The 18,137-nt window shown below is 37.4% G+C and carries 25 protein-coding genes; 21 read left to right on the top strand and 4 right to left on the bottom strand.

Annotation, left to right across the window (positions count from 1 at the left end; all coding sequences use genetic code 11):
- Window positions 1-74: 74 nt before the first annotated feature.
- On the bottom strand, window positions 75-1,253 hold the full coding sequence (gene pncB, locus J4771_RS07535) for a nicotinate phosphoribosyltransferase (RefSeq protein ID WP_224134359.1): 1,179 nt from the start codon (window positions 1,251-1,253) through the stop codon (window positions 75-77).
- A 134-nt stretch (window positions 1,254-1,387) separates the two neighbouring features.
- Window positions 1,388-3,028, bottom strand: coding sequence for a leucine-rich repeat domain-containing protein (locus tag J4771_RS07530; protein ID WP_224134358.1), 1,641 nt, complete (start codon window positions 3,026-3,028; stop codon window positions 1,388-1,390).
- Window positions 3,029-3,113: 85 nt separating this feature from the next.
- On the opposite strand from J4771_RS07530, the gene J4771_RS07525 reads away from it, so the two are divergent.
- Window positions 3,114-4,721, top strand: a complete 1,608-nt coding sequence (locus J4771_RS07525) for a glycosyltransferase family protein (protein WP_224134357.1) — start codon at window positions 3,114-3,116, stop codon at window positions 4,719-4,721.
- On the opposite strand, the gene J4771_RS07520 is transcribed toward J4771_RS07525, so the two are convergent.
- Window positions 4,722-5,588, bottom strand: a complete 867-nt coding sequence (locus tag J4771_RS07520) for a hypothetical protein (RefSeq protein WP_224134356.1) — start codon at window positions 5,586-5,588, stop codon at window positions 4,722-4,724.
- Between the two features lie 152 nt (window positions 5,589-5,740).
- Here J4771_RS07520 and rpsL point away from each other — a divergent pair, with 152 nt between their 5' ends.
- The 6 genes from rpsL (at window position 5,741) to J4771_RS07490 (ending at window position 10,337) form a co-directional block, all read left to right on the top strand.
- Entirely contained in the window at window positions 5,741-6,154 is a 414-nt protein-coding gene (rpsL, locus tag J4771_RS07515; RefSeq protein WP_048499091.1) for a 30S ribosomal protein S12, read from the top strand.
- Between the two features lie 25 nt (window positions 6,155-6,179).
- Window positions 6,180-6,656 (top strand): 30S ribosomal protein S7, encoded by a 477-nt coding sequence (rpsG, locus tag J4771_RS07510; RefSeq protein WP_224134355.1) that lies wholly within the window; start codon window positions 6,180-6,182, stop codon window positions 6,654-6,656.
- Window positions 6,657-6,662: 6 nt separating this feature from the next.
- Window positions 6,663-8,780, top strand: a complete 2,118-nt coding sequence (fusA, locus tag J4771_RS07505) for an elongation factor G (RefSeq protein ID WP_224134354.1) — start codon at window positions 6,663-6,665, stop codon at window positions 8,778-8,780.
- A gap of 19 nt (window positions 8,781-8,799) precedes the next feature.
- Window positions 8,800-9,105, top strand: a complete 306-nt coding sequence (gene rpsJ / locus J4771_RS07500; RefSeq protein WP_002661363.1) for a 30S ribosomal protein S10 — start codon at window positions 8,800-8,802, stop codon at window positions 9,103-9,105.
- 129 nt (window positions 9,106-9,234) lie between these two features.
- A complete protein-coding gene (locus J4771_RS07495; RefSeq protein ID WP_224134353.1) occupies window positions 9,235-9,507 on the top strand; it encodes a DUF1294 domain-containing protein in 273 nt (90 codons plus the stop codon).
- A complete protein-coding gene (locus tag J4771_RS07490) occupies window positions 9,504-10,337 on the top strand; it encodes a GLPGLI family protein (protein WP_224134352.1) in 834 nt (277 codons plus the stop codon). The genes J4771_RS07495 and J4771_RS07490 overlap by 4 nt, the downstream gene beginning before the upstream one ends.
- A 13-nt stretch (window positions 10,338-10,350) precedes the next feature.
- Here the strand turns inward: J4771_RS07490 and J4771_RS07485 are convergent, their stop codons facing one another.
- Window positions 10,351-11,163, bottom strand: coding sequence for a hypothetical protein (locus J4771_RS07485; protein WP_224134351.1), 813 nt, complete (start codon window positions 11,161-11,163; stop codon window positions 10,351-10,353).
- A gap of 63 nt (window positions 11,164-11,226) precedes the next feature.
- On the opposite strand from J4771_RS07485, the gene J4771_RS07480 reads away from it, so the two are divergent.
- From J4771_RS07480 to rplE, 14 genes are all read left to right on the top strand, one after another.
- Entirely contained in the window at window positions 11,227-11,778 is a 552-nt protein-coding gene (locus J4771_RS07480) for a low affinity iron permease family protein (RefSeq protein WP_224134350.1), read from the top strand.
- A gap of 294 nt (window positions 11,779-12,072) precedes the next feature.
- Window positions 12,073-12,696, top strand: a complete 624-nt coding sequence (rplC, locus tag J4771_RS07475) for a 50S ribosomal protein L3 (protein WP_224134349.1) — start codon at window positions 12,073-12,075, stop codon at window positions 12,694-12,696.
- Window positions 12,687-13,316, top strand: a complete 630-nt coding sequence (gene rplD, locus J4771_RS07470; RefSeq protein WP_224134348.1) for a 50S ribosomal protein L4 — start codon at window positions 12,687-12,689, stop codon at window positions 13,314-13,316. The genes rplC and rplD overlap by 10 nt, the downstream gene beginning before the upstream one ends.
- Window positions 13,317-13,319: 3 nt before the next feature.
- A complete protein-coding gene (gene rplW / locus J4771_RS07465; RefSeq protein WP_224134347.1) occupies window positions 13,320-13,610 on the top strand; it encodes a 50S ribosomal protein L23 in 291 nt (96 codons plus the stop codon).
- A gap of 19 nt (window positions 13,611-13,629) precedes the next feature.
- Window positions 13,630-14,451 carry a 50S ribosomal protein L2 gene (gene rplB, locus J4771_RS07460; protein WP_224134346.1) on the top strand — a complete coding sequence of 274 codons (822 nt, stop codon included), beginning with the start codon at window positions 13,630-13,632 and terminating at the stop codon, window positions 14,449-14,451.
- Window positions 14,452-14,453: 2 nt separating this feature from the next.
- The gene (gene rpsS, locus J4771_RS07455) at window positions 14,454-14,732 is read left to right on the top strand and encodes a 30S ribosomal protein S19 (protein WP_028122169.1); all 279 of its coding nucleotides are present in this window, start codon (window positions 14,454-14,456) and stop codon (window positions 14,730-14,732) included.
- A 2-nt stretch (window positions 14,733-14,734) separates the two neighbouring features.
- Window positions 14,735-15,136, top strand: coding sequence for a 50S ribosomal protein L22 (gene rplV, locus J4771_RS07450; RefSeq protein ID WP_224134345.1), 402 nt, complete (start codon window positions 14,735-14,737; stop codon window positions 15,134-15,136).
- Between the two features lie 8 nt (window positions 15,137-15,144).
- Window positions 15,145-15,879, top strand: coding sequence for a 30S ribosomal protein S3 (gene rpsC / locus J4771_RS07445; RefSeq protein ID WP_224134344.1), 735 nt, complete (start codon window positions 15,145-15,147; stop codon window positions 15,877-15,879).
- 97 nt (window positions 15,880-15,976) lie between these two features.
- The gene (rplP, locus tag J4771_RS07440) at window positions 15,977-16,402 is read left to right on the top strand and encodes a 50S ribosomal protein L16 (protein WP_048499080.1); all 426 of its coding nucleotides are present in this window, start codon (window positions 15,977-15,979) and stop codon (window positions 16,400-16,402) included.
- Window positions 16,403-16,412: 10 nt separating this feature from the next.
- Window positions 16,413-16,601 (top strand): 50S ribosomal protein L29, encoded by a 189-nt coding sequence (gene rpmC, locus J4771_RS07435; protein ID WP_224134343.1) that lies wholly within the window; start codon window positions 16,413-16,415, stop codon window positions 16,599-16,601.
- 7 nt (window positions 16,602-16,608) lie between these two features.
- Entirely contained in the window at window positions 16,609-16,866 is a 258-nt protein-coding gene (rpsQ, locus tag J4771_RS07430) for a 30S ribosomal protein S17 (protein ID WP_224137791.1), read from the top strand.
- On the top strand, window positions 16,866-17,234 hold the full coding sequence (gene rplN, locus J4771_RS07425) for a 50S ribosomal protein L14 (protein WP_031503404.1): 369 nt from the start codon (window positions 16,866-16,868) through the stop codon (window positions 17,232-17,234). The genes rpsQ and rplN overlap by 1 nt, the downstream gene beginning before the upstream one ends.
- Before the next feature lie 19 nt (window positions 17,235-17,253).
- Window positions 17,254-17,580, top strand: coding sequence for a 50S ribosomal protein L24 (rplX, locus tag J4771_RS07420; protein ID WP_224134342.1), 327 nt, complete (start codon window positions 17,254-17,256; stop codon window positions 17,578-17,580).
- Between the two features lie 2 nt (window positions 17,581-17,582).
- Window positions 17,583-18,134: a 50S ribosomal protein L5 gene (gene rplE / locus J4771_RS07415; protein WP_188320558.1), complete on the top strand. Its 552-nt coding sequence runs from the start codon at window positions 17,583-17,585 to the stop codon at window positions 18,132-18,134.
- The last annotated feature ends 3 nt before the right edge of the window (window positions 18,135-18,137 follow it).

Here is an 18,137-nt window from a genome sequence, read left to right as displayed (position 1 = left end):
TATCACTCATCTGTCAAAACGCGCAATTCAAACCTCGAAACACGAATCTCGTTCCCCGAAACACTTATTCCGAGTTATTCTTTGATTCTTAAAAATTCTTTCGCCAACTCAATCATTTTGGGATCGCCTGTATATTTTCCTTTTTCGTCGGAAAGTTTTACGGTCGGAATCCAATCGCCGTTGATGGATTGTGCGGCGATCAATTTCATGACGATATTCATTGGTTTTAAACCTACATCATTCGTTAGATTGGTTCCGATTCCGAAAGAAATTCCGATTCGGTCTTTACAAGCTTTGGTGATTTCTTCTACTTTTTCAAGATTTAATCCGTCTGAAAAGATGATGTATTTGAATAATGGATTGATTCCGTTTTCCTTGTAATGTTTGATGGTTTTGTTGGCAAACTCAATCGGATCTCCGCTGTCGTGGCGAACACCGTCAAACAACTTCGCAAATTTTTTATCGAACTGTTGAAAAAAAACGTCGGTGGTGTAAGTATCGGAAAGTGCAACTCCCAAATCACCGCGGTAAACATCCACCCAATGCTCGAGAGAAAGTGCGTTTGCCATTTTGAAACCATATTCCGCGGCGTGGAACATGAACCATTCGTGAGCGTGAGTTCCGATGGGTTTTACGCCGTACTTCATGGCGAAATGTACGTTCGAACTACCGATAAATTTTGAAGTTTTATTTTGAACCAAAGCTTCCACCACCAAATCCTGAACTTTGTAGGAATGTCTTCTTCGGGTACCAAATTCCGCAAAAGTAACTCCAAGCTTGTTGAGCTGATTCGCTTTCTCCAAAGTTTTTCCAATCACCATTTCGTTGGAATCTCTTTCCAGATGGTTCATCTCGTAATGAAGTTCAGAAATCAACGCCAAAAGCGGAACTTCCCACAAAATTGTTCTGTACCATTCTCCTTCAATAGTAACTTGCAAATCATTTTCTGTTTGCACGATTTTAACTTCTGAAGGGTCGTAATGATAACCGCCAAGAAAATCGAGATACGGAAGTTCTAAATAAGGACAAGTTTCCTTTAAAAACTGCTTCTCATCTTTCGTTAATTTCAGTTCTGCCATTGCATTTACGGATTTTCGTAATTCTTCTGCAAAACCTTCCGGGAAATGATGTTTTCCGCGGTTGATGAATTGATATTTTACTTTCTCATTCGGAAAAAGTTTTACCACCGCGTTCTGCATCGTGATTTTGTAGAAATCGTTGTCGAGTATGGATTTTAAGCGAACTTCATTCATGAAAATAATGTTTAAAACAAATTTAGCAATTCAAAACAGAAAATCGACTTAGTGATAAGCCGATTTTGCATTATTTTAAACTAATATTGATGATACAAATAAAATACGAACCAAAAATAAGGCGGTTTAAACTCTTAATGTTTGATGAATTTGAATGATTTCACGCCTTCAGGAGTTTTTATGGAAATCACGTAAGTTGCGGCAGGTAAGTTTTTTACGTTTATTTTTCTGCTGTTTTCCGTCATGATTAACTTACCGCTCAAATCGAAAATAAACACCTTTTCAATATCGAGTTTATGGGTTTTGATATTTAGAAAATCGGTAGTTGGATTTGGATAAACAACCAGTCCATAGTTAGCTTCTGAAGTTGCCAATCCTTTGGAAAGCGTCACAGGTTCTCTGAAAAAAGAAATTTCAACCAGTTCTGTGGGCAGCTTCTCGAAGTAATAAGCTTCGCAAGTATAATCGGTATAATCTTCCTCTTGAACGGTATTTATAGAGTAACTTTCAGTAGTTGAGGTAGTTTTGTCGCCTAAATTTTTAAACCAGGTAAACTGATACTCATCGCCCATTAAAGACTGTGGCAATGTTGCAGATGTTCCAAGAGCTGCGAACACCGTTTTTTTCTCATCATATCTCTGTGGTGAATAGGTAAAATCTGACATTTTTTTATCCAGTACGATGAAATTTTTGATGTCAGTTTTCGTGTAGCGATTATTGTCTAAAAACGTGAGGGCAGGAATGTTTTCGGGAATATCTCCAGAAAGTTGATTTCCCGTTAACGAAAGCATTTGCAACATTTTCAGCTGAAGCAAAGATGAAGGAAATGCACCTGAAATTAAGTTCTTATCCAAATAGATTTGTTCAAGCTTCGTTAAGGGCAACAATGTTTCAAAACCTCCGGAAATTTGATTCTCGGCAAAATTCAAATGAACCAGATTTTTAAGCTGAACCAATTCTGCAGGAAAAGCCGTTATCAAATTATTTTGAAGAGAAAGCCATTCCAAATTTTTCAAGTTTGAAAGTGCAGCAGCGTAATTTGTGCTAAAAGAATTGTTGCTCAAATTCAGCGTCGTTAAAGAAACTAAACTTGAAAGTTCGGTGGGAATTTTTGTGAGCTGATTTCCAGAAAGGTTTAATTCGCTCAATTTGATTAAAGTCGATAGATTGCTGAAGTTTTGGCTTAGATTGTTGTTGCTCAGATTTAAAGACTCCAGATTGGTAAGCGTTGAGATTTTCTGCGGAACAGAAACCAGTGCGATATGCGACAAATCCAGGATTTTCAGGGCAGGAAAGTTTTGCAGAAAAGTATCTAGGTCGGCAAATGTAAACTGGTTGTTTCCAACCGAGATTTCTGTAAGATTAGCAAGAGGCAAAATGGCAGCAGTTGGATCGCCTGTTAATCGGTTGTTGCTGACATCCAAACGAACTAAATTGGTAAGCGAAGATAACGACGGTGACAAATCTCCGGTCAACTGGTTGGAGCTTAAGTCGAGTTTTTGTAATTTATTTAACGCGGAAAGTGTTGCAGGGAAATTGCCTTTCAGCGCATTTCCGCGGAGGTTTAATTCCACCACTCTTCCATTGACGATTTTTACGCCGTACCAATATTTTGGGTCTTTCTCGAAATCCCATTTTTGGCTCCAAGTTTCTCCCGAAGTGGAATTGAAAAAGCTGATTAAGGCATTTCTTTCCGCAAACGAAATGCTGTATTGTTGAGAAAAATACAGCGGGGATAATGATAAAAAGAGCAAAAAGAGTAAAAATTTTTTCACCAGATTTTCAGTTTTTTTTGAGATACAAATATATATTAAAAGTTGACATGAGAAATAAAATTTTTAAATTTCGCATCTTTGCGGCATGAAGAAATATTTATACGCTTTATTGCTGGTTTTCACGGCGGTTACCGGATTTTATTTTTTTTACAGTTGGTCGCTTCTTCCACCCGGAGAGCGATTCATTTATCAGATTGATGATCCCTACATTCACATGGCAATTGCCAAGAATTTTGCTTTGAACGGCGTTTGGTCGATAAATTCAGGTGGTTTTGATAGTGCATCCTCTTCTATATTATACACGCTTTTGCTCACATCCCTAATTAAATTGTTTGGAATCTGGGAGTTTTATCCTTTAGTAATCAATGTTATTTGTGGCTACTTGGCAATTTATACAGTTTATCGATATTTTAAAGATTTTTACGGAGCGGCAGAATTGAAGTGGGCGATTGCGCTTTTGCTTCCCTTCTCCTTATTATATGCAATGGTTTTAATCAGCATGGAGCATACCGTTCACATGTTTCTAATGGTTTTGGCGATCTATTTTATTCACAAAAACGTTGAATCAAATTTTCAAACGAAAGACTTTATCAAGCTTTTAACGGTCGTGTTTTTTGTGTCGATTGTGCGTTTTGAAAGTATGTTTTTCACGGCAAGTTTGGCGTTTGCGATGTTCTTGAGGAAAGATTTTGCAAAGGGAATTTTAGTAATGGTTGCTGGATTTTCAGCGATTGTGATTTTTGGAATAATTTCTGAAATTCACGGTGGATATTTCTTCCCGAATTCGGTGATGATTAAAGGAAGTCTTCCATCGGGAAATAATATTGTGGAAAATGTGGTGACTTTAGTTAAGAAAGGAATTTTTCTGAACACAAGTTTTTATAAATGTCTGTTTTTCCCTTTTGTGATATTGATTGTTTATTTAACCGGAAAATACAGGTCTAAAAAAATCAATCTGTTTTTTAAAAATGAAACATTGATGATTACAATTGTTTCGATGTCGATCATCCATAGTTTATTTGCCTTCTTGAAGTACCGTTACGAAAATTATGTGATGATTTCGGTATTGATGGTCGTTATTCCTGTCATTTCAGCGTTCTTCAAGAGATTTAATGAGGAGAAAAGAAAACTCAATATTGCAAATGTGGTGATGCTTTTTAGTTTGGTAATGATGACTGTTTTCTCTCTTTACCGATTTCAGTTCATGCATAAACCCTCGATGGTGAGTTCTAAAAACATTTATGAGCAGCAAGTGGAGATGTCGCGCTTTCTTGGGAAATATTATCGTGGCCAAAAAGTTGCTGCAAACGATATTGGGGCGATCTCTTATTACAGTGGTGTTCAACTTTTTGATATTGTTGGACTTGGATCAACTCAAGTCGCCAAGTTTAAGATGGAGAATAAGAAGTTGCCAAGAAAAGTTTTTGATGAAAAATATAGAAATTTTCTTATTAATTATACCGCTAAAAATAACTTTGTAATCGCTGTAATTTATCCAGAATGGTTTCCTGGAAAAACTCCCGCAAGTTGGCTTCCAGTTGCGTCGTGGAAAATACAAGACAACAAAGCCGCTGCAATTGACCGTGTAGTTTTTTACGCCTTAGAAACAGAACAGGTAAAACCGCTCCAGCAAAACCTGATGAAATTTGATTTGAACAAAAATGTGGAGCAGTGGTTCTATGTTTTAAAATAGTTATTTGATTTTCATCACCGCTTCCCTTACCTGCAGATTGTTGGGTTGCTGGTTTTCACATTTCTGCACATCCTCTGCGGATTTATCTTTGATGAAATCATTGTAATCAGTGCAATTTTTAAAGATGTTGAACTCTTGGTTTTTGAAATCCCAAACAATTCCTTTTCCGGTATTCAAAGTTGAAGCTACCGCACCTCCTGCGGCTCCTGCGCTATAGGCAAGACCTTTGGCCCAAACATTTGCAAGGTCCGCCTCGGTATAAAGGTAGTTTTCGCCTCCAAAAATTACTTTTGTATAACTATTTGGGAAGTCGGAAGTTTGTGCTCTGTCGTTTTTGTTTCGGTTTACTAAAATTGCCGCGATGTTGAAATAAAGATATCCATTGTGAACAACTGCGAATACGTTTTTCAATTTAGAATCAGAAGTATCGTAGAAAAAGCAGTAATTTTCATCATCTCCAACTAATGGTTTCTCGAAGCCGATTAATCCTCTTTTTGAAATTTGTGGATTCGAACTTGGTGTCTTGCTGATGAAATCCTCCTTTGTTTTGTAAACACCTGTAGGATACCCGAAACTGGAACTGGTGATTTTTTTCTCTTCATTTTTCGTCGGAACATTTGCCAAAGGAGCAGCAGTAGTGATCTCCTTTTCTTCTATTGTTTTAATGGAAGCATCGAACAATTCTTCCGCTTGATTGTTGTTTGCATTAATATAGAAAGCCTTGTCGTTTTTCCAAGTCAAATCTTTAAAAAGGATTTTGTCATTATTAACCAGAGTCATTTCACCAGATGTCATATTTTTCTTTTCAATCTGCGAAAAGGCCATTTGTGCCATTAGCAGACAAACTAAAAATGTAATAATTCTCATATTTAAGGATTTTCTTTTCTGGCAAATATATCAAAAATCAATAATCGAAAGGGGATGATTGCTAATGATTTAATTCAGAAATAAATTTAAAAAGCAGTTTGTCAATTAAAATTTTATTCCTACTTTTGCACCCTAAAATAAAAAGCAATTAAATGCCTACTATTCAACAACTAGTAAGAAAAGGAAGAGCCACACTTGCCAAGAAGAGCAAATCGGCTGCCCTTGAATCTTGTCCACAAAGACGAGGGGTATGTACAAGAGTATATACTACCACACCGAAGAAACCTAACTCTGCACTTAGAAAAGTAGCAAGGGTAAGACTTTCTAACGGTAAAGAAGTCAACGCTTATATCCCGGGCGAAGGACACAATCTTCAAGAGCACTCGATAGTATTGGTAAGAGGCGGAAGGGTGAAAGACCTACCGGGAGTACGTTATCACATTGTTCGTGGAGCTTTGGATACCGCAGGAGTTAACGGAAGAACTCAGAGAAGATCGAAGTATGGAGCTAAGAGACCAAAACCAGGTCAAGCTGCAGCAGCACCTGCAAAAGGTAAGAAAAAGTAATCATTAATTTTTAAGAAACGAAACAATGAGAAAGACAAAAGCGAAAAAAAGACCGTTGTTACCGGATCCGAAATTTAATGATCAATTGGTAACAAGATTCGTAAACAATTTGATGCTTGACGGTAAGAAGTCAATCGCATTCAAAATTTTCTATGATGCTTTAGACATCGTAGAGGCTAAAAAAGGAGAAAACGAAAAAACTTCTTTGGAAATCTGGAAAGATGCTTTAACCAACGTAATGCCGCACGTAGAAGTACGTTCAAGAAGAATCGGTGGTGCAAACTTCCAAATTCCTATGCCAATCAGAGCCGATAGAAAAATTTCTATGGCGATGAAGTGGTTAATCAAATATTCTAAGGCAAGAAACGATAAATCGATGGCTCAAAAATTAGCGTCAGAAGTTATCGCGGCTGCTAAAGAAGAAGGTGCTGCGTACAAAAAGAAAACAGACACTCACAGAATGGCTGAAGCTAACAAAGCATTTTCACACTTTAAATTCTAATCTGAAATGGCAAGAGACCTTAGATACACAAGAAACATTGGTATTGCTGCTCACATTGACGCAGGGAAAACCACCACTACAGAAAGAATTTTGTTCTACACAGGGAAAACCCACAAAATTGGTGAAGTTCACGAAGGTGCTTCTACAATGGACTGGATGGAGCAGGAAGCAGAGAGAGGGATTACCATTACTTCTGCAGCTACAACCTGTAAGTGGAACTTCCCAACTACACAGGGTAAACTTTTACCAGAATCTAAAGAATATCATTTCAACATCATCGATACACCGGGACACGTTGATTTTACCGTAGAGGTAAACCGTTCTTTGAGAGTATTGGATGGATTGGTATTCCTTTTCTCTGCGGTTGACGGAGTTGAGCCTCAATCTGAAACCAATTGGAGATTGGCAGACAACTACAAAGTGGCGAGAATGGGATTCGTAAACAAAATGGACAGACAAGGTGCTGATTTCTTGAACGTTGTAAAACAAGTAAAAGAAATGTTAGGTTCCAATGCAGTTCCTATCGTTCTACCAATCGGTGCTGAAGAAGATTTCAAAGGCGTAGTTGACTTAATTAAAAACAGAGCAATCGTTTGGGACGAGGCAGGACAGGGAGCAACTTATGAAGTAGTTCCAATTCCTGATAACATGAAGGACGAAGTGATGGAATACCGCGAAAAGTTGGTAGAAGCTGTTGCTGATTATGACGATACTTTGATGGAGAAATTCTTCGAAGACCCAGATTCAATCACAGAAGAAGAAATCAACGAAGCGTTGAGAAAAGCAACCATCGATTTATCAATTATCCCGATGACTTGTGGTTCTTCTTTTAAGAACAAAGGTGTTCAGTTTATGTTGGATGCAGTTTGTAAATATTTGCCTTCACCAATGGATAAAGACAATATTAAAGGAACTGACCCAAGAACTGACGAAGAGATCGAAAGAAAACCTTCAGTTACAGAACCATTCTCTGCATTGGCTTTCAAAATTGCAACAGATCCATTCGTAGGAAGATTGGCATTCTTTAGAGCTTATTCAGGGAAATTGGATGCAGGTTCTTATGTTTTGAACACAAGATCTGGTAACAAAGAAAGAATTTCTAGAATTTACCAAATGCACGCAAACAAGCAAAATCCTGTTGAAATGATTGAAGCAGGAGATATCGGTGCAGCGGTAGGATTTAAAGATATTAAAACAGGTGATACTTTATCTGACGAGAAAAACCCAATCGTTCTAGAATCGATGATTTTCCCAGATCCGGTAATTGGTATCGCAGTTGAGCCTAAAACTAAAGCAGACCAGGATAAAATGGGTAACGCTCTTGCTAAATTGGCAGAAGAAGATCCTACTTTCCAGGTAAAAACTGACGAAGCTTCTGGACAAACGATTATTTCCGGAATGGGTGAACTTCACTTGGACATCATCGTTGACCGTATGAGAAGAGAATTCAAGGTAGAAGTTAACCAAGGTCAACCGCAGGTAGAGTACAAAGAAAACCTTACTACAACTACAAACCACAGAGAAGTTTACAAAAAGCAATCAGGTGGTCGTGGTAAATTCGCAGATATCGTTTTCGAACTTGGACCAACTGATGACGGAAAACCAGGATTGGAATTCATCAACGAAATTAAAGGTGGTAACATTCCTAAAGAATTTATCCCTTCAGTGGAGAAAGGATTCAAAGAATCCATGAAGAACGGTCCATTGGCAGGTTTCGAAATCGAAGGTATCAAAGTTACCCTTAAAGACGGATCTTTCCACGCAGTTGACTCTGATCAGTTATCTTTCGAATTGGCAGCTAAAATGGGATTCCGTGAAGCTGGTAAGAAAGCGAAGCCGGTAATCATGGAACCAATTATGAAACTGGAAGTAGTAACTCCGGAAGAATACATGGGAGATATCGTGGGCGACCTTAACAGAAGAAGAGGAACCGTAAACGGTATGGACGATAGAAATAACGCCAAAGTAATCAAAGCTTTCGTGCCACTTTCTGAAATGTTCGGATATGTAACATCGTTGAGAACTTTATCTTCAGGTAGAGCAACCTCTTCAATGGAATTCGAAAGATATGAAGCAGCACCTACAAACGTTGCCGAAGAAGTAATCGCAAAAGCTAAAGGTTAATTTTAAAAATTAGATTAAAATGTCACAAAGAATCAGAATAAAATTAAAATCTTACGATTACAATTTGGTGGACAAATCTGCTGAGAAAATCGTAAAAACGGTAAAAGCGACTGGAGCTGTTGTAAACGGACCAATCCCATTGCCAACAAACAAGAGAATCTTCACCGTGTTGAGATCTCCGCACGTAAACAAAAAAGCAAGAGAACAGTTCCAACTTTCTGCACACAAAAGATTGATGGACATCTATTCTTCTTCTTCTAAAACTGTAGATGCTCTTATGAAATTGGAGCTTCCTTCAGGAGTTGACGTAGAAATTAAAGTGTGATTTTGTAGAGACGCGATTTATCGCGTGTCAACAGCACTTTGCTATGATAACAAATCCGTTCTCGAAAGAGGGCGGATTTTTTTTCTTGTCAAAAACCTACATAATATTATCTTTGATAAAATTCTGCAAATGTCATTCGTAGTAATATACTTGCTTTTCATTTCGGTTACCAGTTTTGCAGTATTCGGAACGGATAAATTTTTAGCTAAAAATAGCCGCGCAAGAATTTCAGAAGCCACTCTACTCGTTACCACATTTTTCGGTGGAACCATAGGTTCAGTTTTAGCGATGTTTATTTTCAACCATAAGATCGCGAAGAGAAGCTTCTTAATGAAATTTTTTATATTGGTTTCCGTTCAGCTTTTATTGATATATTTGGTCTATAGATATGGAATTAAATGAAAAAGTTCATCCTCATCTTGTTTCCTCTATTGTTTTCCGCGCAAACCCACCGTTTTATTTTTGAGTTTAAATTTAAGAGTGATTCGCTCTCCAAAGAATTTCGGACTGAAAACATGGTATTGGATATTAATCCCGATGAATTCAAATTTTATCCTTACGCTTACGCAGAAAACGATTCTTTGGGGAAAGTTCGCAATTACAAAAACATCATGTGGGATGACCAACTTCCTGCTTTGAAGCGCAACAAAAATTCATATACCAATATTTCCTATATTTTATTGAACGATTTTTTCAGCTTTCAGACCGAAGACAAAATCAGTTGGAATCTTTCAAACGAAACCAAAAAATCCGCTCAATATACTTTGCAAAAAGCAACCACCAATTTCGGTGGAAGAAAATGGACGGCTTGGTTTTCCAAAGAAGTGAATTTAAGTGAAGGACCTTACAAATTCAGAGGATTGCCGGGTTTAATTTTTGAAATTCAAGATGATCAACAGAATTTTATTTTCAGTTTGGTCAAAAGTCAGAAATTTAAAAATACTTATGACACGTCCGAGTTTTTGGAATCTTTCGGTGGTAAAAAACCCATCCCGATTAATGAGAAGGTTCTATTGAAAAAGAGAATGGAACTTTTTAACGATCCTTTAAGAGACTTCAAAGAAGATTTTAAAAAGAGTAATGGCGCCGGAAAATTTTCTGTTTTGGGGATTGAAGTTAAAAGCATTGAGCAGTTCAAAGAGCTTACGGAACGATTTCAGGAAATGATGCGCAAAGAAAACAATCCGATTGAAATCGATAAGGCTTTAAAATATCCTACTAAAAAACGCTGATTAGGCAACGAAATTAAAAACCAAAATTTCCAAAATTGCTGTTCAAATGATAATAAACGATATTGTAGCTGTTTAATTTTTGGTCCAAGTATTTTCGCACTTCAAGCAGCTGTATGTCGGAAATATCACCTGATTTTGTCCGAAATCCCTTTACTGGAAGTACAATGTCTATATCAACGGGATAACGGTGAACGTAGGCCAAATATTTTTTCAACGTCTTGAGCTCAAGAATTGAATTTTTATCTGAATCTTCCAATGGAGAAGAAGTGGAGTAGCACATCAAATAAACCTTTTCCACCGGCGGAACTCCGGAAAGTGCCCGGTGATGAATTTGATGAAGGCGCAAAGTGCAGGTGATTTCTTTTTCCGAAATTTCCTTCAGCTGTTTTAAAAATTCGAAATACTCTTTGTTAGTTCCTGCTGTCCAATCGCAATCGATTTGGATTTCTTTGGAGATTTTAAAACCAAATTCGTTCTGTTTTTTCTTTATCAAAGAATACACATTTTTTGCGAGGAAGGCAATTTCATCTAATTTAATATCATAAAACACGTCATTTTTAATAAAAACCACCGGAACGATTTCTTTGTCGGTTTCAAAAGATTTGTCCTTGTTAATTATCGCAACCGGTTGAAATTTACCATCCACTTTTTCGATGTCGAAAAACCGTGCATATAGATAAGGTATAGTTGCTTTTTTTAGTTCCTGTTTTTCTGTTTGGTTTAAAGAGAGGTTTGTGCGCCAATAATAGAATGTATAGGGATGGTTTTCCTGATTTTGGCAGGCGAGGAAGATGGTTAAAATTAAGAACTGTGAAAATTTCTGCATGTTCAAATTTATAAATTCTTTTCAACGTACTTTAAAATTCTTTGAAGTTGTGCTTTAACACAAATGTTTTTTAAATTTGATTATGAAAAATCCGTGTTAAATTACTGGGTCAAAATTTTAAATAAAAAGAAGGTGAAAACAATAAGCAACGACAAAAAGGTTAGTTTTTTCGATAGGTTTGCTAACTGGGCAACAAACTTTACAGGAAGTCCCGGAGCATTTCTTGGAGCAATGGTATTAGTTATTGTATGGGCAGCTACCGGTCCCTTTTTTCAATATTCAGAAACCTGGCAAATGATCATCAATACTGGTACTACAATTATTACGTTTTTGATGGTTTTTTTAATTCAAAAGGCGCAAAACAAAGATTCCAAAGCGATCCAAATTAAATTAAATGAATTGATTGCCGCCAGTGAAAAGGCCAGCAATAGAATTGTGGATATTGAGGATTTGACGGAAAAGGAGCTGGATAACTTGCATAAGTTTTACGAGGAATTATCAGATTTGGCGGAAAGCGATAATGATTTGCATCAGTCTCATTCTATCGATGCTGCCAAAAATAACCATGAATTCAAAAAAAGGGGCAGAGACTTGAACGGCGCATTTGAAGATTAATGTGATTTGCTTATTTCATCATATACCACAAGATGCGGAGATATTGTTGATTTCGCAGCACTTTTCCTTCTCCATGACTTATATTTTTTATTTCAATGATGTATTAATCCACAATGGGAGCAATTTTAAGTTTTTTGAGTTTTTATTAATATTTTTTTAACTCACTCATTGTCAATTCAAAAAATCTTCTTACATTTGCACACTCAATTTGGGGAAGAAGTGTGCCTATTTCATACGTAGAAATCACTGCAATCTCTGATTGATAATGAAGAACTTAATAGATATATATAAATAATGTCAGGTATTATTGGTAAAAAAATCGGGATGACTTCCCTGTTTAACGAAGAAGGAAAAAATATTCCTTGTACCGTTATTCAAGCAGGTCCATGCTCGGTTTTACAGGTCAGAACCAAAGAAACTGATGGCTATGTTGGCTTTCAGTTGGGTTTCGATGACAAGAGTGAGAAGAACGTTGGTAAAGCGTTAACCGGCCATTTCAAAAAGGCAGGTTCAACTCCTAAAGCTAAATTGGTAGAATTCCACCACGGGTTCGACCACTTGAAAGTAGGAGACGAAGTGAAAGTAAACCTATTCGCAGAAGGTGAATATGTGGACGTTACAGGAACTTCAAAAGGTAAAGGTTTCCAGGGTGTTGTTAAAAGACACAACTTCGGTGGTGTAATGCAGGCAACTCACGGACAGCACAACAGATTAAGAGCTCCAGGTTCTATCGGTGCAGGTTCCGATCCGTCAAGAGTTTTCAAAGGAATGAGAATGGCGGGAAGAATGGGCGGTAAACAAGTAACCGTACAAAACCTTGAAGTGTTAAGAGTAGATGAAGAGCAAAATCTTTTAGTAGTAAAAGGTGCTGTTCCGGGAGCGAAAAATTCATACGTAATTATCAGAAGATGGAGTTAGTAGTTTATAATACATCAGGAAAAGAAACCGGAAGAAAAGTAACTTTGGACGAAACCATCTTCGGAATCGAGCCAAATCAGCACGCGGTTTACTTAGAAGTGAAACAATACCTTGCTGCACAAAGACAAGGAACACATAAATCAAAAGAAAGAAGCGAAATCACTGCTTCTACTAGAAAGCTTAAAAAGCAAAAAGGTTCAGGATCTGCGAGATACGGTGACATCAAGTCGCCAACTTTCAAAGGTGGAGGTAGAGTTTTTGGTCCAAAACCAAGAGACTACAGATTCAAATTGAACAAAGCTTTGAAAAGATTGGCTAAAAAATCTGTGCTTTCTCAAAAATTGAGAGATAATTCTATCAAAGTTTTGGAAGCATTCACTTTCGACGCTCCTAAAACTAAAGAATTTATCAACTTGAACAACGCATTAGGTTTCGAAGGGAAAAAGTCTTTGTACATTTTGCCTGAAGCAAACAAGAACGTATATCTTTCATCAAGAAATTTACCGAAAACTAAAGTATTGACTTATAACGAGATCAGTTCTTACGACTTGGTACATGCAGGTGAGATTGTATTCTTAGAAGGTGCTATCGAAAAATTCCAGGAAAATTTAAGAAAATAAATCATGTCAGTAATTATTAAACCAGTTATTTCAGAAAAAGCAAATTACCTTACTGATTTAAGAGGGACTTATTCTTTTTTAGTGGATACTAAAGCGAATAAAATCCAGATTAAAAAAGCGGTAGAAGATGCTTACGGTGTGAAAGTAGCGGAAGTAAACACCATGATTTACGCTCCTAAAGTTTCATCAAAATACACCAAAAAAGGATTACAGGTTGGGAAAACCAACAAATTGAAAAAAGCGGTAGTGAAGCTTGTTGAAGGTGAAGTTATCGATATTTTTGCAACGAATTAATTAAATATAAACAATAGTAATGTCTGTTAGAAAATTAAAACCTATCACCCCGGGACAGAGATTCAGAGTTGTAAACAACTTTGAGGAAATTACTACCAACAAACCAGAGAAATCTCTAACAGTTGGTATTAAAAAGTCAGGTGGACGTAACCAAACTGGTAAAATGACCATGCGTTACACCGGAGGTGGACACAAAAAGAAATACAGAATTATCGACTTCAAGAGAAATAAATTCAACGTTGAAGCTACGGTAAAAACTGTAGAGTACGATCCAAACAGAACTGCTTTCATCGCGCTACTTGAGTACGCGGATGGAGAGAAGAGATACATCATCGCTCCAAACGGAATCAAAGTAGACCAGAAAGTAATCTCTGCAGAAACTGCTGAACCAGAAGTTGGTAACGCAATGAAACTGAAAAACATTCCTTTGGGAACTGTAATCTCTTGTATCGAATTGAAACCTGGACAAGGTGCAATTATGGCAAGATCTGCAGGTTCTTCAGCGCAATTGACTTCAAGAGACGGGAAATATGCAATCGTGAAATTGCCTTCAGGAGAATCCAGAATGATCCTTACTGAATGTATGGCAATGATTGGTTCAGTTTCAAACTCTGACCACCAGTTGACCGTTTCAGGAAAAGCTGGTAGAAGCAGATGGTTGGGTAGAAGACCAAGAACAAGACCAGTAGCAATGAACCCTGTAGATCACCCGATGGGAGGTGGTGAAGGACGTTCTTCTGGAGGTCACCCAAGATCAAGAAACGGTAAACCGGCTAAAGGTTACAAAACAAGAAAGAAAAATAAAGCGTCTAACCGATTCATCGTATCTAAAAGAAAATAATTATGGCAAGATCACTTAAGAAAGGACCTTTCATTCATCATACTTTAGATAAGAAGGTTCAGGCAAATATAGAGTCTAATAAAAAGACAGTTATCAAGACTTGGTCCAGAGCATCTATGATCTCTCCGGACTTCGTAGGACAGACTATTGCGGTACACAACGGGAAATCTTTTATCCCAGTTTATGTAACCGAAAACATGGTTGGTCACAAGTTAGGCGAATTTTCTCCGACAAGATCTTTCAGAGGTCACGGTGGTAACAAAAATAAAGGAGGTAGATAATCATGGGATCAAGAAAAAGAGAAAGTGCATTGGCACGTAAAATAGCAAACCAGGATGTGGCAAAAGCCTTACATAACGACTGCCCTTCTTCTCCAAGAAAAATGAGATTGGTTGCAGACATCATCAGAGGAGTTGAGGTTGACAAAGCATTGGCAATCCTTAAATTTTCAAAGAAAGAAGCATCCAACAAATTAGAGAAAGTTTTACTTTCTGCAATGGCAAACTGGCAGTTGAAAAACGAAGGTGCAGACATTGAAGAAGCAGGACTTATCGTGAAGGAAATTCATGTGGACAGTGCAAGACAATTGAAGAGACTAAGACCGGCTCCACAAGGAAGAGGTTACAGAATCAGAAAGAGAAGCAACCACATCACATTAATCTTAGGTACTAAAGATAACAAATAATTCAAGGTATGGGACAGAAGACAAATCCAATTGGTAACAGATTAGGAATCATCAGAGGATGGGATTCTAACTGGTTTGGCGGAAACGATTATGGAGACAGAATCGCGGAAGACTACAAAATCAGAAGATACCTTGAAGCGAGATTATCTAAAGGTGGTATTTCAAAAATCTTTATTGAAAGAACCCTGAAATTAGTAACAGTAACAATCACTACAGCTAGACCGGGATTGATCATCGGTAAAGGAGGGCAGGAAGTTGATAAATTGAAAGAAGAATTGAAAAAGATTACCGACAAGGATATCCAAATCAACATCTTCGAAATTAAAAGACCTGAACTTGACGCAGTATTGGTTGCAGACAGCATTGCTAAACAAATCGAAAACCGTATCTCTTACAGAAGAGCAGTTAAGATGGCAATGGCTTCCACAATGAGAATGGGTGCAGAAGGAATCAAAGTTCAGATTTCTGGAAGATTGAACGGAGCGGAAATGGCAAGAAGCGAGTCTTTCAAAGAAGGAAGAATCCCATTGTCAACTTTCCGTGCAGATATCGATTACCACATCGGTGAAGCACTTACTCAGTACGGAAAGCTTGGAGTGAAAGTTTGGATCATGAAAGGTGAGGTTTACGGTAAAAGAGAACTTAGCCCATTAGTAGGACAACAGAAAAAAGCACCTGCAGGTAGAGGAGAGAGAAGCGAGAGAGGTGACAGAGGAGACAGAAGACCAAGAGATAGAAAATAATTAAATTTTAGATTGATAGACCAAGTTTTAAATTACCGTTACTTTTTAAATCTGAAATCTGAAATCTGAAATCTGAAATCTAAAATTTAGAAAAATCATGTTACAACCAAGAAGAACTAAATTCCGTAAAGTTCACAAAATGAAGATGAAGGGGATTGCTCAAAGAGGTAATCAACTCGCTTACGGAACTTTCGGTATCAAAGCAACTGAAGGAGCTTGGATCACTGCAAGACAAATTGAAGCTGCGCGTATCGCCGCTACAAGATATATGAAAAGAGAAGGTCAGCTATGGATCAAAATCTTCCCGGATAAGCCAATTACCAAAAAACCTGCGGAAGTACGTATGGGTAAAGGTAAAGGTGCCGTGGAATATTGGGTAGCTGTAGTAAAGCCTGGTAAAATTATGTTCGAAGTAGGAGGTGTTCCTTACGAAGTAGCGAAAGAAGCACTTAGACTTGCCGCACAAAAATTACCGGTAGTTACCAAATTTGTAGTCGCTAACGATTTTGTTCAACCTCAATAATTTTAAAGAAATGAAGAAAGCTGACATCAAAAATCTAAGCGCAGGAGACATCCAAAACAAATTAGCTGAGGCAAAAGCAGATTTCACCAAATTGAAATTGGCCCACAGAATCAGCCCGATTGAAAACCCAATCCAAATCAGAGATTTGAGAAAAACAATCGCAAGATTAGAAACTGAATTAACACTTAAACAACAATAAGGATTTCATCATGGATAGAAATTTAAGAAAAGAAAGAATCGGAATCGTTTCTAGCAATAAGATGGAGAAAACCATTGTTGTAAGTGAAACGATGAGAATGAAGCACCCGATGTACGGTAAATTCGTTTTGAAAACGAAAAAATATACCGCTCACGACGAGAACAACGAGTGCAACGAAGGCGATACAGTATTAATCACTGAAACAAGACCTTTGAGCAAAAGTAAGAGATGGAGATTAGTAAGAATCATTGAAAAAGCTAAGTAATGTTACAAACAGAATCAAGATTAAAAGTTGCTGATAACACAGGTGCAAAAGAAGTACTTGTAATCAGAGTTCTAGGTGGAACTAGAAGAAGATATGCTTCAGTTGGTGATAAAATCGTAGTTACTATCAAAGATTCTACACCACAGGGAAACGCAAAAAAAGGTACCGTTTCTAAAGCAGTAGTAGTAAGAACTAAAAAAGCAGTTCGTAGAAAAGATGGTTCATACATTAAGTTCGACGACAACGCTTGTGTTCTTTTGAACGCTGCAGGCGAAATGAGAGGAACCCGTGTTTTCGGACCGGTTGCTCGTGAACTGAGAGATAAAGAATATATGAAAGTCATTTCATTAGCTCCTGAAGTACTTTAATTTTAAAATTTACAAGAAAATGACAAAGTTAAAAATCAAAAGAGGAGATAACGTAATCATCACTACCGGAAGAAAAGAAATCAAAGGTAAAAAAGGTGAAGTTATTGAAGTGATTCGTAAAGAAGGCAAAGACGCAAGAGTAATCGTAGCAGGTTTGAACATAGTGAAAAAACACACCAAACCATCTGCAGGAAATCCTCAAGGCGGAATTGTAGAGAAAGAAGCATCCATCCATATTTCAAACGTAGCATTGCTTGATGCAAACGGAAAAGCAACCAAAGTGGGTTACAAAGTGGACGGAGATAAAAAAGTAAGAATTGCTAAAACAACCGGTAAGGAAATTTAATTATGGAATACGTAGCAAGACCAAAAAAAGCATATAAAGAGAAAATTGTTCCTGCAATGATGGAAGAATTTGGGTACAAATCTGTAATGCAGGTTCCTAAATTAGAGAAAATCGTTGTATCACAAGGTTTGGGAGCTGCAACAGCTGACAAGAAAATTGTTGACTATGCAGTAGAAGAACTTACAGCAATTACCGGCCAAAAAGCAGTTGGAACACTCTCTAAAAAAGACGAGGCAGCGTTCAAACTAAGAAAAGGAATGCCTGTAGGAGCAAGAGTGACTCTAAGAGCAAACCAAATGTATGAGTTTTTAGACAGATTAACTTCTTCAGCTTTACCGCGAATCAGAGATTTCAACGGTATCAAAGCTGATGGTTTCGACGGAAGAGGAAATTACAACTTAGGGATTACCGAGCAAATCATCTTCCCTGAAATCGTAATCGACAAAGTGAAAAAAATCCAAGGGATGGACATCACTTTCGTAACTTCTGCGAAGACAGACAAAGAAGCAAAAGCATTATTAACTCACTTCGGTTTACCATTCAAAAAGAACTAAAAG

This window comes from Candidatus Kaistella beijingensis (assembly GCF_020084865.1).
Lineage (GTDB): Bacteria > Bacteroidota > Bacteroidia > Flavobacteriales > Weeksellaceae > Kaistella > Kaistella beijingensis.
This window is presented reverse-complemented; position numbering and strand designations above follow the sequence as displayed.

Excerpts from the sequence above, each read along its gene's own strand:
- rpsS (WP_028122169.1), top strand. The coding sequence starts at position 14,454 with ATGGCAAGATCACTTAAGAAAGGACCTTTCATTCATCATACTTTAGAT.
- rplP (WP_048499080.1), top strand. The coding sequence starts at position 15,977 with ATGTTACAACCAAGAAGAACTAAATTCCGTAAAGTTCACAAAATGAAG.
- rplD (WP_224134348.1), top strand. The coding sequence starts at position 12,687 with ATGGAGTTAGTAGTTTATAATACATCAGGAAAAGAAACCGGAAGAAAA.
- rpmC (WP_224134343.1), top strand. The coding sequence starts at position 16,413 with ATGAAGAAAGCTGACATCAAAAATCTAAGCGCAGGAGACATCCAAAAC.
- rpsJ (WP_002661363.1), top strand. The coding sequence starts at position 8,800 with ATGTCACAAAGAATCAGAATAAAATTAAAATCTTACGATTACAATTTG.
- rplX (WP_224134342.1), top strand. The coding sequence starts at position 17,254 with ATGACAAAGTTAAAAATCAAAAGAGGAGATAACGTAATCATCACTACC.
- rplW (WP_224134347.1), top strand. The coding sequence starts at position 13,320 with ATGTCAGTAATTATTAAACCAGTTATTTCAGAAAAAGCAAATTACCTT.
- fusA (WP_224134354.1), top strand. The coding sequence starts at position 6,663 with ATGGCAAGAGACCTTAGATACACAAGAAACATTGGTATTGCTGCTCAC.
- rpsL (WP_048499091.1), top strand. The coding sequence starts at position 5,741 with ATGCCTACTATTCAACAACTAGTAAGAAAAGGAAGAGCCACACTTGCC.
- rplV (WP_224134345.1), top strand. The coding sequence starts at position 14,735 with ATGGGATCAAGAAAAAGAGAAAGTGCATTGGCACGTAAAATAGCAAAC.
- J4771_RS07495 (WP_224134353.1), top strand. The coding sequence starts at position 9,235 with ATGTCATTCGTAGTAATATACTTGCTTTTCATTTCGGTTACCAGTTTT.
- rpsG (WP_224134355.1), top strand. The coding sequence starts at position 6,180 with ATGAGAAAGACAAAAGCGAAAAAAAGACCGTTGTTACCGGATCCGAAA.
- rplB (WP_224134346.1), top strand. The coding sequence starts at position 13,630 with ATGTCTGTTAGAAAATTAAAACCTATCACCCCGGGACAGAGATTCAGA.
- J4771_RS07480 (WP_224134350.1), top strand. The coding sequence starts at position 11,227 with ATGTTTTTTAAATTTGATTATGAAAAATCCGTGTTAAATTACTGGGTC.
- pncB (WP_224134359.1), bottom strand. The coding sequence starts at position 1,253 with ATGAATGAAGTTCGCTTAAAATCCATACTCGACAACGATTTCTACAAA.
- J4771_RS07490 (WP_224134352.1), top strand. The coding sequence starts at position 9,504 with ATGAAAAAGTTCATCCTCATCTTGTTTCCTCTATTGTTTTCCGCGCAA.
- rplN (WP_031503404.1), top strand. The coding sequence starts at position 16,866 with ATGTTACAAACAGAATCAAGATTAAAAGTTGCTGATAACACAGGTGCA.
- J4771_RS07485 (WP_224134351.1), bottom strand. The coding sequence starts at position 11,163 with ATGCAGAAATTTTCACAGTTCTTAATTTTAACCATCTTCCTCGCCTGC.
- J4771_RS07525 (WP_224134357.1), top strand. The coding sequence starts at position 3,114 with ATGAAGAAATATTTATACGCTTTATTGCTGGTTTTCACGGCGGTTACC.
- rplC (WP_224134349.1), top strand. The coding sequence starts at position 12,073 with ATGTCAGGTATTATTGGTAAAAAAATCGGGATGACTTCCCTGTTTAAC.
- J4771_RS07520 (WP_224134356.1), bottom strand. The coding sequence starts at position 5,588 with ATGAGAATTATTACATTTTTAGTTTGTCTGCTAATGGCACAAATGGCC.
- rplE (WP_188320558.1), top strand. The coding sequence starts at position 17,583 with ATGGAATACGTAGCAAGACCAAAAAAAGCATATAAAGAGAAAATTGTT.
- rpsC (WP_224134344.1), top strand. The coding sequence starts at position 15,145 with ATGGGACAGAAGACAAATCCAATTGGTAACAGATTAGGAATCATCAGA.